This window comes from Clostridia bacterium (assembly GCA_019683875.1).
Classification (GTDB): domain Bacteria; phylum Bacillota; class Sulfobacillia; order RBS10-35; family Bu92; genus Bu92.
Window position 1 is genome coordinate 1 of record JADGHN010000032.1, and the last position, 17016, is coordinate 17016.

The 17016-nt window shown below is 70.6% G+C and carries 12 protein-coding genes and 1 pseudogene; 2 read left to right on the top strand and 11 right to left on the bottom strand.

What is annotated here, in order from left to right; genetic code table 11:
- Window positions 1–454 precede the first annotated feature (454 nt).
- From IRZ18_04135 to IRZ18_04170, 8 genes are all read right to left on the bottom strand, one after another.
- On the bottom strand, window positions 455–766 hold the full coding sequence (locus IRZ18_04135) for a hypothetical protein (GenBank protein ID MBX5476296.1): 312 nt from the start codon (window positions 764–766) through the stop codon (window positions 455–457).
- A 97-nt stretch (window positions 767–863) separates the two neighbouring features.
- Window positions 864–2723: a PHP domain-containing protein gene (locus IRZ18_04140; GenBank protein MBX5476297.1), complete on the bottom strand. Its 1860-nt coding sequence runs from the start codon at window positions 2721–2723 to the stop codon at window positions 864–866.
- Window positions 2720–3064: a cell division protein ZapA gene (gene zapA, locus IRZ18_04145; GenBank protein ID MBX5476298.1), complete on the bottom strand. Its 345-nt coding sequence runs from the start codon at window positions 3062–3064 to the stop codon at window positions 2720–2722. Before zapA ends, IRZ18_04140 begins: the two co-directional genes overlap by 4 nt.
- Before the next feature lie 27 nt (window positions 3065–3091).
- Window positions 3092–5068: an ABC-F family ATP-binding cassette domain-containing protein gene (locus tag IRZ18_04150; GenBank protein MBX5476299.1), complete on the bottom strand. Its 1977-nt coding sequence runs from the start codon at window positions 5066–5068 to the stop codon at window positions 3092–3094.
- Between the two features lies 1 nt (window position 5069).
- The gene (locus IRZ18_04155; GenBank protein ID MBX5476300.1) at window positions 5070–7517 is read right to left on the bottom strand and encodes a phenylalanine--tRNA ligase subunit beta; all 2448 of its coding nucleotides are present in this window, start codon (window positions 7515–7517) and stop codon (window positions 5070–5072) included.
- A 14-nt stretch (window positions 7518–7531) separates the two neighbouring features.
- Window positions 7532–8578, bottom strand: coding sequence for a phenylalanine--tRNA ligase subunit alpha (gene pheS, locus IRZ18_04160; protein MBX5476301.1), 1047 nt, complete (start codon window positions 8576–8578; stop codon window positions 7532–7534).
- A 386-nt stretch (window positions 8579–8964) separates the two neighbouring features.
- Window positions 8965–10011 (bottom strand): YpdA family putative bacillithiol disulfide reductase, encoded by a 1047-nt coding sequence (gene ypdA, locus IRZ18_04165; protein ID MBX5476302.1) that lies wholly within the window; start codon window positions 10009–10011, stop codon window positions 8965–8967.
- A gap of 51 nt (window positions 10012–10062) precedes the next feature.
- Entirely contained in the window at window positions 10063–11400 is a 1338-nt protein-coding gene (locus tag IRZ18_04170) for a nucleotide sugar dehydrogenase (protein MBX5476303.1), read from the bottom strand.
- 283 nt (window positions 11401–11683) lie between these two features.
- Here IRZ18_04170 and IRZ18_04175 point away from each other — a divergent pair, with 283 nt between their 5' ends.
- The gene (locus IRZ18_04175) at window positions 11684–12862 is read left to right on the top strand and encodes a YncE family protein (protein ID MBX5476304.1); all 1179 of its coding nucleotides are present in this window, start codon (window positions 11684–11686) and stop codon (window positions 12860–12862) included.
- 71 nt (window positions 12863–12933) lie between these two features.
- On the opposite strand, the gene IRZ18_04180 is transcribed toward IRZ18_04175, so the two are convergent.
- From IRZ18_04180 to IRZ18_04190, 3 genes and pseudogenes are all read right to left on the bottom strand, one after another.
- Complete coding sequence (locus tag IRZ18_04180; GenBank protein MBX5476305.1) at window positions 12934–13416, bottom strand: hypothetical protein; 483 nt, start codon at window positions 13414–13416, stop codon at window positions 12934–12936.
- A pseudogene (locus IRZ18_04185) lies at window positions 13413–14573 on the bottom strand (glycosyltransferase family 4 protein). Before IRZ18_04185 ends, IRZ18_04180 begins: the two are co-directional and overlap by 4 nt.
- Window positions 14574–14638: 65 nt before the next feature.
- A complete protein-coding gene (locus IRZ18_04190; protein MBX5476306.1) occupies window positions 14639–15601 on the bottom strand; it encodes an NAD-dependent epimerase/dehydratase family protein in 963 nt (320 codons plus the stop codon).
- Between the two features lie 175 nt (window positions 15602–15776).
- Here IRZ18_04190 and bshA point away from each other — a divergent pair, with 175 nt between their 5' ends.
- A complete protein-coding gene (gene bshA / locus IRZ18_04195; protein ID MBX5476307.1) occupies window positions 15777–16910 on the top strand; it encodes an N-acetyl-alpha-D-glucosaminyl L-malate synthase BshA in 1134 nt (377 codons plus the stop codon).
- Window positions 16911–17016: the final 106 nt, after the last annotated feature.

Consider the following 17016-nt stretch of genomic DNA (forward strand, 5'->3'; position numbering starts at 1 on the left):
AGCGGCGCACCACACACGCGGCACGCCTCGCGCCGGAAGTTTCTCGCCCCGCAAGAAGGACAGACGCGCAGGTCCGGTGGCGCGGCCACCGCCGGCCGCGGTGGCTCGTCCCCGACAGACCGGTCCGATTCCGACCTGAACAGTCCGGCGTATGCCGCCCCCCAAGCGGCCCACGACAGGAGCGTGAATCCGGCGATGACCTGGACCAGAGCGAGAAATGATTGTGAGGTAAGGATCGGAAACATCGGGAGCACGAAAACGACATGGTCCTCGGCGGCGAACGGCGCCAGCGCGGCGAGGTACGCCAGGTACGCCGTGAGAAGCATGTTCAACGCCAGCCAGCCCCGGTGCTCGGCCTTCATGACGGTGCCCCCCACCCTTCGACCCATTCAACGGTCGTGTACGGTCGCTCGATGGCGTTCCCCACCGGGCACTACGGTCACGCCGCCATCCTTCAACGGGTCCGCCGTCGCCAAGCCCACACCAGCGCCAGCAGCCCTACCCATACCCCGGACACGTCCAGGGCGAACGGGAAGAGAAGAAAGCGGGTCGGATTCTCCAAAGGCGAGAGAAGCGTCGTCTTCATGGGGTAGGCCGAGTCGGGCGGCGTAAGTGAGCTTGCCTGTTCCACGAACGGCCACGGCGCGCCAAAGCGCAGGTGGCCCAACTGCGAGGCGTCGGTGATCGTGGCGGGGACGAAGAAGGGCGTGGCAAGCACGGCGACGACGCTCACGAACAGCAGGGCCAGCGCGATCCACACGTTCACGACGGTCCACCGTCCCCGCAGCGGCTTGGCCGCCTGAACAATCTCCCATCCAAGGGACGATTCACCGCCAGCGACGGTTCCGCTGGCCGTCCCTGACTCACCCCGCCGAAGGACCGTGCCGCCGACGCACACGCTCCAACAGCTGTTCCGGCGGCAGCAGGTTGAGCACCTCGGCCCGGCGCGCGCCGGCGCGCCGCGCCATCCACACGCCGTAGACGACGTGGTCGAGCTCCGCCACGCTGTGCGCGTCCGTGTTCACCGCGAGCGCGAGACCCTGGCGCAACGCCTCGAACGCGTGACCGTCGTCCAGGTCGAGGCGCGCCGGGTTGGCGTTGATCTCCATCGCGGTCCCGCGGCGTCGCGCAGCATCGAATACGGCGTCCAGGTCGAGGTCGTACCCTTCCCGCCGCAGGAGCAGCCGTCCCGTCGGGTGGCCGAGCACGTCGACGCGCCCCGATTCCAAGGCCCGGACCACCCGCGCCGTCATGGCCTCGCAGCTCATGGAGAAGGCGGAGTGAATCGAGGCGACGATCCACTCCAGCTCGACGCCCTCCGGGACGTCCAGCGAGCCGTCCTGCCGGATGTCCGCCTCCGTCCCGCGAAGCAGGCGCACGCCGTCCACCTCGCGCTGCACCTCTTCGACCTCCGCCGCCTGCCGGCGAAGGCGTTCCGCGTCCAGGCCGCGCGCGATCCTCAAGGCGAAGGAGTGGTCGGTGACGGCCAGGGCGCGGTAGCCCCGGTCGCGGGCAGCGCGCGCCATCTCGGCGAGCGTCGCCCGACCGTCGCTGGCGGCAGTGTGGGCGTGCAACTCCGCCGCCCAACCGTCGAGGCTGACGAGTTCCGACAGCGCCCCGAGCCGGGCGACGCGTTCGGGAAAGGCGCGAAGCTCGGGCGGCACCCACTCCCGGCCGAGGGCGCTGAAGACGGCGGCTTCGGCCGCGGGAGCGCGGAAGCCGTAAGGGTCCGGCCGCGCCTCGGTCCCGGCGGGTCCCTCGGCCGGCGCGTCCGCGGGCGTGCCTTCGGGTGCGCCTGCGAACGCTCCGCCCGACGCCATGAGGGCCTCGCGCGGTTCGCCCCCGAAGAGGCGCGACACCACGGCCGCGGGCCCCGTCAGGACGAGGAGGGCCCAGCCCCACGCGTCCGGAGGGGACCACCACCATCGAACGGCCACATCGCCGAACGACGCCCGCAGCCCTCGGGGCACCCCCGCGCCCAGCGCGTGAAGGACGGCGGGCCAAAGGCCGCCGGACGGATCGTCCGCAGGCGCGATCGACTGCAGGGGGCCGAGTTCGCCCGGCAGGCGCCCGCGCAGGGCCTCCACCCACGCGGCCCACGCCTCGCCGTCGCAGGCGACGGCGAGGTCGATCGCGCCCACGACGGGCTCCCGGCGGCGGACCTCGCCGACCTCGAGCGCAGCCGTCGCCCCGGCCTGCAGGGCGGCCTCGACAAGCACGCGCGCCACGGGAAAGGCCTCGCCCAGAAGCATCCGCCCAGACCTGGCGCCGAACGCCTCCGCCGCCTCCAGGAGCGCCCGCTCCTTCTTCGGCCCGAATCCCGGGAGCGCCTGCAAGCGCCCTGCGCGCGCCGCCGCGGCCAGTTCAGCCGGGCTCGTCACGCCGAGCTCGCGCCAGATCGTGCCGACCGTCTTCGGCCCGACACCGGGCAACCCCAGCAAGGCCCGAACGCCTTCGGGCACGCGCGCCCGAAGGCGTTCGAGCAGCGGGCAGGTTCCCGTCGCCAGGATCGCCTCGACCTTCGCCGCGATGGCGGGGCCCACGTGCGGGATCTCCGTGAGCCGGCCGGCCGCGGCCAGCCGGGCCAGTTCCGGGCCGGTCTCCTCCACGGCCCGCGCCGCGCGCCGATAGGCGGGCGCCTTTTGCGCGTCGTCATCCAAAAGCTCGGACAGGTCGGCGATCTCCCGCAGGCACCGCGCCACCCACTTGGCGTCGTAGCTCACGCGTTCGTCCCGGCCGCCTCGCCCGGGCCGCGCGTCTCGGGTCTCGCCTCCGGCCGCCCGCCCTGCCCGGCCGCGGCGCCGCGCCGCTCCCACTCCCGTTCCAGCAGGCCGACGACCCTCTCGTGTTGCTCCGAGAGCCGGACGAGCTCGTCGGCCAGGTTCAGCGCCGCGAGCACGGCGATGCGGCTGACGCTGAGATTCGGGCGCTGGGCCGCGATCTCCCTCATCCGCTGGTCGACGCGCCGCGCCACGGCGCGGATGTGCTCCTCGCGGGCGTCTCCGCGGATGACGTACTCCTCGTTGAAGATCGTGACGGTCACGCGATTGCGCAGCTCGTCCAAGGACCTGCCCCCCTGAGCCGGTTGTGCCTAACTTTGCCACGGCGCCGCGGAGTCCTGCGATTGCAGGACGGATGCGTGGCGCTCCCATCGTTCGTACAGTTCCGACAGCTCGTCCTCGATGGCGCGAAACCGGTGCACGGCTTCCTGCGCCCTCGCTTCGTCGCGGTAGAGGTCCGGATCGGCCAGCTCGCGTTCCAGAGCCACCCGTTCCGCTTCAAGCTCTTCGATGCGCGCCTCGGTTTCCCGCAGGGCCTCCTCCAGCCGGCGCCGCTCGTTCTTGCTGAGCCCCGCGCGGGCCGGCGCCGGCGCCGCCGCGGCGCCCACGGGCGCATTGAACGCGCCGGGGTCGCGGACCGCCCCGGTGGCACGTTCGCGCTCCGGCGCCACGGGCTCCGCGGGCGGCCCCTCCCGTTCCGCCTGCCGCACGGCCTCCCATTCGGCGTAACCGCCGCGGAAGTCCCGCACGCGCCCGCCCTCGAAGATCCAGAGGCGCGTCGCCAGCCGCAAGAAATAGCGGTCGTGGGTGACGAAGAACATCGTGCCGGGAAACGCCGCGAGCGCCTCCTCCAGCGCTTCCCGGGCCGGAATGTCGAGGTGGTTCGTCGGCTCGTCGAGGACGAGCACGTTCGCCCGGGAGATGACGAGCTTCGCCAGCAGCAGCCGGTTCCGCTCGCCGCCGGAGAGGTGCGCCACTTTGCGGAACACGTCGTCGCCCCGGAAGAGGAACCGCGCGAGGAGCGACCGCGCCTCTTCCAACGTGAAGTCCCCGGCGCTCATGATCTCGTCGAGGACGGTGCGGTCGTCGTCGAGACCGCGAAGATCCTGGGAGAAGTACCCGATCTCGACGCCGGCGCCCCAGAGCGCCTCGCCCTCCGCCGGCGCGAGCTCGCCGACGAGCACCTTCAGCATCGTCGTCTTCCCGGCGCCGTTCGGCCCGATCAGGCCGACGCGCTCGCCGCGCTCGACCTTCGCGCTGAAGCCCCGGAACAGCGGGCGACCGTCGAACCGGTGCCCCAGCCCCTCGACTTCCAGCACCTCGCGGCCGGCGCGGGTCGCCGGCTCGAACGTGAGCCGCATGCGCCGCTCGTCGGTCCTGGGCCGTTCGACGGACGGCAGCCGCGCAATCATCTTTTCCCGGCTCTTCGCCTGAGTGGCCCGGTTGCCCGCCTTGTACCGGCGGACGTACGCCTCCAGGCGGGCGCGCTCCTCCTGGACGCGCCGCCACTCCTCCTCCGCCGCCTCGAGGCGCCGGCGCCGTTCCTGCACATAGAACGTGTAGTTGCCCGGATACGTCTCCACCGTGCCGTCGTGCACGGCGAAGATCTTCGTCACCGTCCGGTCCAGGAAGACCCGGTCGTGCGAGACCATCAGCACCGCGCCCCGGTACGCCTCCGCCAGGTACCCCTCCAGCCATTCGATGGCGTCAAGGTCGAGGTGGTTGGTCGGCTCGTCCAGGAGCAGCAGGTCCGGCTGCTCCAGGAGCAGCCGCGCCAAACCCAGGCGGATGCGCTGGCCGCCCGAAAGGTGCTCGACGCGCACGTTCCATGTCTCCGGCGGGAAGCCGAGGCCGGCCAGCACCCGGTCGGTGCGGGCGTCGCGCTCGTAGCCGCCGCGCTCCTCGAATCGGTGCAGCGCCTCGCCGTACTCCGCGAGGAGCGCCTCGTCCTCGGGGCGCGCGCGCATCGCCGCCTCCAGCTCGCGCAGCCGCGCCTCCAGGCGGTCGAGGTCGGCGAACGCCGCGCGCGCCTCCTCGCGCAGCGAGCGGCCGGAGGTGAAGACCGGATCCTGGCGGAGATAGCCGATCGTCGCGCCCCGCTTGAGGTGGATGGCGCCAGCGTCCGGCTCCTCCTCCCCGACGATGAGGCGGAGAAGCGTCGTCTTCCCCGCGCCGTTCGGCCCCACGAGGCCGGCGCGCTCGTGTTCTTCCAGGCGCAGCGAGACGTCTCGCAGGACGTCCTCGCCGCGATACGACTTCGAACACCGCTCGATGCGAAGGAGGCTCATTTCACGAACGTAGCACGCCGCCGAGCTCTTCCGCCAGAGCCTCGCGGACGCGCCCGTGCACCGCCTCGACCTCGTCTTCCGTGAGGGTGCGGTCGTCCGCCTGGTACACGAGCCGGTAGGCGAGGCTGCGCTGGCCCTCGCCGACCTGGTCGCCCGCGTAGACGTCGAAGAGCTCGACGCGTTTCAGGAGGCCGCCGCCCACCTTCCGCATGACGCGCTCCACCTCGGCCGCTGGCGTCGACTGCGGCACGACGACGGCCAGGTCGCGGGTGACGGCGGGGTACCGCGGGATGGGGCGCAGCTCGGGAAGGGGCCGCGCGGCGGCCAGGAGCGCTTCCACGTCGAGTTCGGCCGCCACCGCCCGGCCCTGAAGGTCCCACGCCTCCGCCACCCGTGGGTGAAGCTCGCCCAGCCATCCGAGCAGCCGCCCGTCGAGGGACACGGCCGCCGCGCGCCCCGGGTGCAGGAACGGCTCCTGCGCACGCTCCCAGACGACGCCCTCGATGCGGAAAAGGCGCAGCGCGGACTCGAAGACGCCCTTGACGGCGAAGAAGTCGGCGCGCCGCCCTTCCCCCTCCTGCCAGTGTCGAGGCGCCAGGCGGCCCGAGGCGACGAGCCCCAGTCGCAGCGGTTCCCGAGGCAGGCGCCCAGCCGCCACCTCTTCGGCGCCCAGGTAGACGCGGGCGACCTCGAACAGCGCGGCATCGGTGCGACGCACCCGGTGGTTGTGGGCCAGCACGTCGAGGAGGCTCGGCAGCATCGTCGTCCGCATGACTTCCTGCGCGTCCGTCAGCGGGTTCGCGACGGCGATCGGCCGCGCCCGCTCGTCATCCTCCGGCAAGCCGAGGCGGGCTAACCGCTCCCGCGGGTGGAAGGTGAACGTGACGACCTCCGAGAAGCCGGCAGCGCGCAGGAGCTGCGACAGGGAGTCGAGCGCGCGATCGCGTCCAGTGCGGCCCGAGCGGCCGGGCGCGCCCGAGAGCGGCGCCGACGGCACGCGGTTCAGCCCGTGCAGCCGTCCGACCTCCTCGACCAGGTCGACCGGCTCCGTCACGTCCTGACGGAACGTGGGCACGTGCACGACGAGGCGCCCGCCCTCCTGCCGCACGTCCATTTGCAGTCGCCGCAGGTACGACGCGATCTCCGCGTCCGGCAGGTCCACGCCGAGGAGCGCGCGGATGCGCGCCGGGTCCGCCTCGATGCGGCGCGGCGCGGCCGGCTGGGGATACGCGTCCTCGACCGCCTCCGGCACGTCGCCGCCCGCCAGGCGCTGGATCAACGCGGCGGCGCGGTCCGCCACGCGGCGGCACCCGTTTGGGTCGACGCCCTTTTCGAAGCGCCCGGACGCCTCGCTGAGGAGCCCGAGGCGCCGAGCTGTCCGCCCCACGCGGGACGGGTCGAACCAGGCCGACTCAAGGAGGATGTTGCGCGTGCGCTCCGTCACCTCGGTCGCCGCGCCGCCCATGACGCCCGCAAGCGCCACGGGACCTTCATCGTCCGCGATGACGAGGTCGCCTTCGACGAGGCGGCGCTCCTCGCCGTCCAGCGTGCGCAGCGTCTCCCCGGCACGCGCCCCCCGAGCGCCGATCCGCCCGCCCCGCAGCGTGTCCAGGTCGAACGCGTGCAGCGGCTGCCCCGTCTCCACCATCACGTAGTTCGTGACGTCGACGACGTTGGAGATCGGCCGCATGCCGGCGGCCTGCAACCGGCGCTGCAGCCAGAGCGGCGAGGGCGCGACGCGCACGCCGAGCACGAACCGCGCGACGTAACGGGCGCAGCCCGCATCGTCGATGAAGACCCGCAGCGGCTGGGGCGCCCCGGCCGGCCACGGCGCCTCTTCCGGGCGCGCCGGACCGCGGCGGCGGTCGTCGGGCAGCAGGGGAAGCTCCAGCAGCGCCGCCACCTCCCGGGCGACGCCCAGCACGCTCTGGCAGTGGGCCGCGTAGTTCGGCGTCAATTCCAGTTCCAGGATCGCGTCGTCCAGCTCCAGCGCGCGCGCCAGGTCGGCCCCGGGCACCCACCCCTCCGCCGGGTCCAGCTCCAATAGCCCGCGAGGCCCGGGCGGCTCCGGCAGGGCCAACTCGTCCGCGCTGCAGCACATGCCCTCCGAGCGGACGCCGCGGAAGTCAGCCGCCTCGATCCGCCGCCCGTCCGCCAGCCGTGCCCCCGGCAGGGCGACCGGCACGAGCATGCCGGCGCGGGCGTTCGGCGCGCCCGTCACGATCGTGAGGCGCCGCCCGCCGGCGTCGACACGCATCACCTTCAGGTGGTCGCTCTCCGGGTGCGGCTCGACCTGCTCGATCCGCCCCGCGACGACCCCCTCGACGTGCCGCCACGGCCGCTCCAGGCCTTCGACGGCCACGCCCACGAGCGTGAGCCGGTCCGCCAGCTCCTCCGGCGGAAGCTCCACCGGCACGAACTCCTGCAACCATCGGTAGGAAACGCGCATCGGGCCACCCCTCGCTAGAACTGCTCAAGGAATCGGAGGTCGTTCTGGAAAAACAGGCGCAGGTCGTCGATGCCGTACTTCAGCATGGCGATCCGTTCCGGCCCCATGCCGAAGGCGAAGCCGCTCACCTCGTCCGGGTCGTAGCCACCGTTGGCGATCACCCGCGGGTGCACCATGCCGGCCCCCAGGATCTCCAGCCAGCCCGTCCCCTTGCAGGTGCGGCAGCCGCCTCCCCCGCAGATGGTGCAGGACACGTCCGCCTCGACGCTTGGCTCCGTGAACGGGAAGTAGGACGGCCGCAGGCGGATGCGCGCGGACTCGCCGTAGACGCGGCGCGCGAACTCCTCCAGCGTCCACTTGAGGTGGCCGAGGTGGACGCCGCGGTCGACGAGCAGCCCCTCGACCTGCGTGAACATCGGCGAGTGGGTGGCGTCGTCGTCGCGGCGGTAGACGCGCCCGACGGTGATCATGCGCACGGGCAGGGACGGGGCCCGGCTCTGCATGAAGCGGATCTGCATGGGCGAGGTGTGCGTGCGCAAGAGAATGCCGGCGCTCATGTAGAAGGAGTCCTGCATGTCGCGCGCGGGGTGACCCTTGGGCACGTTGAGCGCCTCGAAATTGTACCAGTCCGTCTCGATCTCCGGCCCCTCCGCCAGCTCGAACCCCATGGAGAGGAAGATGTCCTCGATCTCGCGGATCACGAGGTTCAACGGGTGCGCGTGGCCGGTGGCGACGGGCGTGCCCGGCAGGGTGATGTCGATCGTCTCCGCGACCAGCCGGCGCGCCTCCTCCTCGCGGCCGATGCGCGCCGCGGCTTCGGCCAGCGCCCGCTCCACGTCCTCGCGCGCCTCGTTGGCGACGCGGCCGATGCGGGGACGCTCTTCGGGAGGGTACTGCGAAAGGCCGCGCAGGAACGCGGTGATCTCCCCCTTCCGCCCGAGCGTCGCGACCCGCACCTCGTCGAGTTCCGCCATGGACCTGGCCCTCGCGATCGCCTCCAGGGCGCTCCGGCGGATCTCCTCCAGCCGCTCCTGCCAGCGGACGTCAACCGTGTTCTCCACCCCGCGTCACTCCCGTTTCGCTGTGCGGATTCAAGCAAACGAAAAAGCCGCCGCCCCTGGGGCGGTGGCTTCCGCGGTACCACCCAGATTCGCGCCGGCCTCGCGGACGGCGCCTCCACGGCCTGCGCACGCATCTTCGCAGGCCCGCCCCTTAACGCGGGGCACGCGGGTCCGCCTACTGGGAGCGGCGCTGCTGCTCCGTTCAGCGGCCGGCTTGCGAGGGAACTTCCCCCGGCGCCCCGCCAGGCGGTTCCAGCCGCGCCGCCCTCTCTGCGGGCGCGGGCCCCGAGGTACTTTCCTCGCGCATCGCCGTTCTCCGGCCGCGGCCTCGCCGCGGCTTCTTGGTGCCGGATTATACCACGCCGGGTGCGGGGGCGTCACCCGCCTTACGACGGGTCACCCGCCCCCATGCCCGCAGGCGCCGCCGCGCGGCGCCCGGTCAGGTGGGCCACGATCCTCTCCCCGTGCTCGCGGCCGTTCTCGATGAAGATCTTGTTCGCGTCCCACCCCGCCGCCGTGACGCCGGCAAGGTACACGCCGGGCACGTTCGTCTCCATGGTGTCCGGGTTGTGAAGAGGCACGCCCGTCTCCGGGTCCCGTTCGACTCCGAGCGCCTCCAGGAGCGGGGAGGCGGCGTGATAGCCGATCAGCGCAAAGACGAAGTCGTTCGGAAGGCGCCGCTCCTCACCGGCGACATCGACGACGACGGCCTCGGGCTCGATCCTGACCACCCGCGCGTTGAACAGCGCGGCGATCTCGCCCTTCTCAAGACGCCCGCGGATGTCCGGCAACACCCACGGCTTCACTTTCGGCGAGAGATCCGGACCGCGGTGAATGAGCGTGACCCGCGCGCCCGCGCGCCACAGCTCCAGCGCGGCTTCCACCGCCGAGTTCTGCCCCCCGATCACGGCCACGTCCAGCCCGAAGTACGGGTGGCCGTGCGTGAAGTAGTGGGACACCTTCGGCAGGTCCTCTCCCGGGACGCCGAGCCGGTTCGGCGTGTCGAAGTACCCCGTGGCGACGACCACCCCGCGGGCTTCGACCACGTCCTCACGGCCGGTCAGCGTGCGCCGCGTGAAGAGGCGGAAACGGCCGTCCTCCCGGCGGATGCCGCGCACCTCGGTGTAGAGCGCAAGGCGCAACTCCAGCCGCAGGGCGACCGAGCGATAATACGCCAGCAGCTCGGATCGAGTCGGCCGGACGCCCTGCGTGATGAACGGCACGCCGCCGATCTCCAGCCGGTCCGGCGTGCTGCTGAAGACGACGTTCAGCGGCATGCGGGTCAGGGCGTCGACCACTCCGCCCTTGTCGAAGACGACGTAGTCGAGGCCGGCTGCCCGCGCCGCGACGCCCACGGCCAACCCGCAGGGTCCGGCGCCGACAATCGCCAAGTCGAGCACGACGCTGTCCTCCCCACTGCGGAACACAGTCATTCTAGCAGAGGAGTCCGCCATGCGTTCCGCAGCGGGTCCGGCTCACGTGCGTCATCCCGCGCTGCCGGCCTGGTCGTCCGCCGCGGCGGCGTCGTCGTCGCTCGCCATGACGGCCGGGGTGCCATGCGTCAGGTCGAGGAAGCGCCTCGACACGCGCTGCACACGCTCGTAGTCCAGGCCTGGGTGGCGCGTCAGCAGCACCGTGATGTCCGCGGCTTCAAGCAACTCGTCGTGGAGCTGGACGGAGTTCTTGGCGCCGTGGCCCGGGATTTCCAGGCGGGGAACGTGCGGGTCGTGATACAGAACACGCGCGCCGCGATTCAGCAACCGGTCGATGATGACCAGCGCCGGCGCGTTGCGCACGTCGTTGGTGTCCGGCTTGTACGCCACGCCGAGCAGGAGGACCAGAGCCTCGTTGACGGCATGGCCTCTCTGGTTCAACGCCTCGACGATCTGTTCGACGGCGACGTCCGGTTGCTGGTCGTTGATGTCCATCGCCGTCTCCAGGAGCCGGAGCGGCGACCGCAGCATGCGCGCGCGCCAGGCCAGGTACCGCGGGTCCACGGGAATGCACTCGCCGCCCACGCCGGGACCGGGCCAGAACGGCATGTAGCCGAACGGCTTCGTGGACGCGGCCTGGATCACTTCGTCCACGTCGATGCCGGCCTCCTGGCAGAACGCCATCAGCTCGTTGACCCACGCGATGTTGATGTTGCGGAACGCGTTTTCCAGCAGCTTCGCCGTCTCGGCGACTTCAGGACTGGAGACGAGGTGGCACTGGGGCACGAAGCGCTCGTACAGCGCCGCAGCGCGGCGGGCACACGCCGGCGTGATGCCTCCGACGATGCGCGGCGTGTTCCGCAGATTGTACTGAGCGTTCCCCGGGTCGATCCTCTCCGGCACGAACGCAAGGAAGAAGTCCCGCCCGACCTCGCCGAGCCGCGCCTGCAACGGCGGCAGCACGAGTTCGCGCGTCGTCCCGGGATAGCTGGTGCTCTCCAGCACCACCAGGACGCCCGGGCGCGCCTTTCTCGCCACCAGTTCGCTGGCCGCGCGGATCGCCGAAGGATCGGGGACGCCGCCCCGGCCGAGCGGCGAGGGCACGCAGATGATCACCGCCGAACACCGCTCCAGCGGATCGGGGTCCGTGGTGGGCAGGAAACGCCCGGTGTCGAGCCCGTCACGGAGTTCCTCGTCCGTGACCGTGGCCACCTGCGGATCGCCGCCCAGAATGGCGTCCACGTGGGCCTGGTTGATGTCGTAGCCGACCACCTGGAATCCCGCGTGAACCAGCGCGAGCGCGACGGGAAGCCCGACGTAGCCGAGACCGACCACGCTGACAGTGGGCTCGTCTGCTTTGTCCAAGAGTGAGGTGATGTTCGATTCCATGCGTGAACCCCCTTTTCGCATCTCGAAACCGGCATATGCTCGTCCGCCCGCGTTGGTTCCACTGCGCACGCCGCCCTGACGTGGACGAACACCCCGCCCGGGTGCGACATAGCCTGTGGACATGTCGCCTCTGGCGACGGAAGGAGGAACCGGCATGTCCGGATGGCTCAGCAAGTGGTTGTCGCCATTCTGGCGAAGACAACCACGGAATCGAACGACGGGTCGTCGGACCGGGGCGACGGTGCTGCCGTCCTCATATCGGATCCGCCCCAGAAGGGAAAGCGTGCCCCAGGCGCGAGGCTTGCCCAGCCTCCTCGAGCTCCCGGGCGGGGATCCCTCGTTCGCATATGTGGCTGGCTTTGACGCGGACAACCTGACGGCGGTCAACGTGACCAACGACGCGATCGAGTCGTCCATCGCGCTACCCGCTGGCGGCTTCCCGCTCTTCGCGGCGGTTCGGCCCGGAGGGCGCGAGGTCTACGTGACGGTGGACAACCTGGACACGGTGGCGGTGATCGACACCGCCCAAAACGCGGTGGTCGCAACGATCCAATTGCCAAGCGGAAGCGATCCGGCTGGCGTCGCATTCTCCCCGGACGGAAGCCGCGCGTTCGTCGCGAACAACACGGCGGTCGGCAGCGTGTCCGTGATCGACACTGCGACGCGCACCCTTGTCGGCTCGCCGATTCCGGTCGGCAGCTTCCCGGTGGGTCTCGCCGTGACGCCGGACGGATCTCGTGTCTACGTGGCCAACTTCTCCTCGAACAGCGTGTCGGTCATCGATGCGGCGACGCTGCAGGTCGTCGACACCATCGCAGGCCTGCAGGGGCCCGCGGGCGTCGCGGTGTCGCCCGACGGCAGCCGCGTGTACGTGCCGAACTCCTCGGGCGGCACGCTGGCCGTCATCCGCACCGCGGCGAACACCATCGTGGATACCGTCAGCCTTCCGGGGGCGGTGAAACCTGCCTTCATTGCGCTGACCCCCGACGGAGCCCGCGCCTACATCACGAACGAGGACTCCGGGGACGTGTCGGTGGTCGATCTGGCGGCCGGACTGCAGACATCGACGATTCCGACGGGCGACTTTCCGTTCGGCGTCGCCGCGTCCAGCGACGGCACCCGGGTTTACGTCACGAACCTCGACTCGGACACCATGTCGGTGATCTCGACCCAGACGGACTCCATCATCGACACGGTGACGTTCCCGGGGCTGACCGGACCCGCCGGGATCGCGATCACCCCATGCCCTGTGGGCACCGGACCGTACACGGGGCCGGGCACCGCGCCGGGCACCGGCCCAGGGACCGCCCCCGGCAGCGGGCCAGGCACGGGGGTCGGCGTGTCGTTCCCCCCGCCGCCACCGTGCACGATGCCCGGCACGGACGAGGACACGGGCGCCGGCACGGGCCCGTTCACGGGGCCGGGGACCGCACCCGGAACCGGCCCCGGCACGTGGGATTGAGGCCGGGTTCCCCGCGGGCGAGCCGAGACGCTCGGCCCGCCTGAGAGGGGACGACGCGGCCCGGCAGCGGTTCAACCCCTGTCGTGATCGCGCACGGACCGATGGCGGGACGACCGGCTGGGCTCATCATGGGAGGAGCGTGGTCGGGTGATCTCGACGGCGGGCACCCTGTATGGAGGATTCCAGGATTCGGCCGACAACGTCACGCGGCTGGGACCGTCTTCGGGCATGGGCACGCCCCAACGCAGGGATCGAAGCGCCGTCTGCGTGGCGAGCACGCGGGCGAAATCCGGGTCCGGGATGCGGTACGATTTGGGCCGCGCGACGAGGATGGTCTCCCACACTCGCGGATCGATGTCGACCTGCGTTTCCATGAGCGGAAACGCGAACAGGTCTTGCGCGGCCGACCGGAAGCGGTCCGCGTCCGTCGGAAGCCGCTCCTCGTCGACGACCGGATGCAGTTCCGGTCCGGTCCGCTTGACCCGTGGACGCGTGAACAAGCGCAGCACCCAACGCCAGACCAGCAACAGGAACTCGACCAGCCACCGGATCATCGCCCGTGCCTCCCCGCCCTGGCTTCCGCGACCGTCCGCTCATACACGTGAAGCATTCGTTCTGCCATGAGCTCGCTTGACCACGCCTGCCGGCCCCAAGCCGCCGCCTGGTTCCCGAGGTTCTTCCGGTACGCCGCGTCGCTGACCAGCCGGTCGAGCGCCGTCGCCAACTCGGTCGAGTCCCCCGGACGGGTGAGAATTCCGGTCTTCCCCGAGTCGATCATTTCCGGGATTCCGCCCACGCGGGACGCCACGATCGGCTTGCCCAGGATCTGCCCCTCCATGATGCTGAACGGCAGCGTGTCTTGCACCGAAGGAAGGACGATGATGTCGGCTTCCCGCATGAGGGCGGGGATGTCGGAGCGGGATCCGAGGAACACGACGGAATCCTCGAGCCCCGCAAGCACGACCTGGCGTTTCAGATCGTCCGCAAGCTTCCCGTCCCCCGCCAGCCACAGGGCGACCTTCTCTCGCGTTTTCATCTGCGCCATGGCGTCGATGAGGTGCGTGTGTCCCTTCACGGGAACAAGCCGTGCCGGGCAGAGAATGATCGTGCGACCCCGCGCCGAGGGCAGGGAGCGGGGGCGTTCCCTGGCGCGCCGCTCCAACTGCTCGATGTCGAGACCGTAGGGGACCACCTGGATCCCGTCGGTGGGCACCGCGAATTCCCACGCGACTTCATGACGCAGCCAGGCGCAGGGTACGACCGTACGCTGGGCCGACGTAAAGCCGAAGTACTCCTCGGCGACGGCATAGGCGAAGGGCATCGACTTCCGGCTCTTGATCTCGCCCGACCACAGGTGTTCCGTCGCCAGCATGCCGTGGATCGTGGCGACATGCGCCACATGCTCGGGCCGCACGCGGGCGATCGCGCGCGTGGAGATGATGTCCTGGGTGTGAATGACGTCGTAATGGTGGAGACCGAACAATGTCGCGCACAATTCGAAGGTGTACCGTTCGATCTCACGCCAGCGAATCCAGGGGTCCACCAGGGGCAAGTCACGGTTGAAGAATGCAAGGACCTGTTCATACACGAAATCTTTGATTTTTGACTTTTCGATGTACTGCCCGGTGGTCGGCATCCAGATCTTCTTCATGTCCGGATGGTGAGCCAGGACGTCGACGTGATGCCCCTGCGCCTCGAACTGCTGTTTCAGCACCTCGACGTAATTGTTCACCCCGCCCACGTGGGGCAGGTACCAATAGGTCGCGAGCAGGATTTTCACGGATCTCGACGCTCGCTCTCCGCCCGGATGTCGTCGATCACCGCGGCCAGCGACTCGTCAAGCGACCGCTTCGGGCGATAGCCCAGCGCCATGATGCGCCCGATGGAGGGCATTCTGCGGGACGTTTCCTCGAACAGGGGCCCGAACGCCACGTCGTACGGGATGAACTGGATTTCCGACTTCGAGTTCGTCATCTCGATGATCTTGCGGGCCAGGTCCAGGATCGTGATCTCCTGCTGGCCGCCGATGTTGTACGCGCAGCCCCACTCGCCGCGCTCCCAGACGAGCAGCGCGGCGTCGACCGCGTCCTCCACGTCCACGAACGTGCGCGTCTGCCGCCCGTCGCCATACACCGGCAGCGGTTCGTCCCGGAGCGCCTTCCGGATGAACCGCGGCACGACCATCCCGTAGCTGTCCGATTGCCCGGGGCCGATCACGTTGAAAAAGCGGCCGATCTTCACCTTCGCGCGTCGATCGGTGGCGGCCACGCGCGCCAGGAGTTCCTCGACCAGCTTCGCGTACGAATACGTCCACGAGGGGTTGTGCGTGTTGCCGAGAACGACGTCGTCCTCCTCGGAGACGACGCCTTTCGCGATCTTGCCGTAAATGGCCGACGACGACGCGATGAAGATCGGCGTCTCGGTCTTGTGGGTGAGCTCCAGAAGATTCAGCGTGCCCAGAAGATTGGTCGTCAAGCTGTCCCACTCGCGCGCCATGGCATGCGGCACGCCGACGACCGCCGCCAGGTGGAACACCGCATCCGCGTCCTGAAGCGCCGTGCGGACCGCGGCGCGGTCGCGCACGTCCCCCTGCACGACGCGGACGCCCGGAGAGGAGAGGCGGCGGAGCTGGCCTGTGCTCAGGTCATCCAACACGGTGACCGTATGCCCTTCCCCGACAAGTCGACGAACCAAGTGCGACCCGATGAAACCGGCGCCTCCAGTGACCAGAGCGTGCATGGAACCACCCCCGGCCCCACGCTATTCGGGGCGGGCGGTCGTGGTGACCCGCGGACGATCCTCATACACTGGCATGGCGAACCGACGACACCACACGCGGGGGATGCGCGCTCATGCTCGGATGCCGCCGTGAACAGGCCGTGATACGGGTTGACTTCCGCCGGGTGCGCGCGGCATGACTCGGCGGCCGCACGTGGCCGTCGTCTGCCTTTCCGGGCTCGGGGGAAGCGCCGTCGCGGCGGGCCAAATGGCGGATCACCTCGCCCGCCGGGGATACGTCGTGCACCTCGTGTCCCACGGTCGTCCCATCCGGCCCGCGCAGCCGTGCCCGGGCCTCACGTTCCACCCGGTGGACGTGCCGGTATTGCCCTCGCTCGCGTACCCTCCGTATGTCATGGCCCTCGCGTCCGCGATCGCCCGCGTGGTCCGCGAGCACGCCATCGATCTGGTCCACGTGCATTACGCCGTGCCCAACGCCTTCGCTGCCGTGACCGCACGGCTCTTCCTGGCTCCGGAGCGGCGCGTGCCCGTCGTGACCACGCTGCAGGGAACGGACGTCACGCATTTCGGGCAAGAGCCCGCGGTGTTCGAGGCGCTGGCCTGGAGCCTGCGGCGAAGCGATCGGGTCACCGCCGTGAGCCTGGACCTGAAGCGACGCGCGGAGCGCAGGTTCCTCCTGCGCGATGTCGCGCTCGTCCCGAACTTCGTCGACCCCGCCGTGACAAGGCGGCAGCCCGACCCCGGCCTCCGGCGGCGCCTCGCCCCGCCGGACGCGCTCGTCCTCGTGCACGCGTCCAACTTTCGACCGGTCAAGCGCGTTGTCGACGTGATCCGCGTGCTGGCCGGCGTCGTCGCCGTGCGGCCCGCGGTTCTCTTGATGATCGGCGCCGGGCCCGACCTCGCCGAAGCGCGGCGAGCCGCCGAGGCCCTTGGCGTCCGCGAGCACGTGCGCTTCCTCGGCGCGACGGCGGATGTCTCGCCCTATCTCTCGGTGGCGGACGTGTTCGTGCTGACATCGGAGAGCGAGGGATGCAGCCTGGCCGTGCTGGAGGCGATGGCCAGCGAGGTCCCGGTCGTGGCGACGAACGTCGGAGGACTCCCGGAAACCGTGGAGCACGGCAGGACCGGCTTCCTGCACGCGGTGGGCGACGTTCAGGGCATGGTCGAGTCGTGCCTGCGCCTCGCCGACCCTGACCTCCGGCGGACGTTCGGCGACGCGGCGCGCGAACGCGTGCGGGCGTCGTTCAGCGCGGATGTGGTCTTGCCGCAATACGAAAGAGTCTACGAGGAGGCGCTCACCGGCGCGTAGACGGCCGGCGCCTGGGGCTCGCGAAGGGCGCGCACGGGCGAGGCGTACACCCAGAGCGCGGCCGCGGCGCTGCCGAGCGCCGCGAGCCACAGCGTCGCCCGCAGGT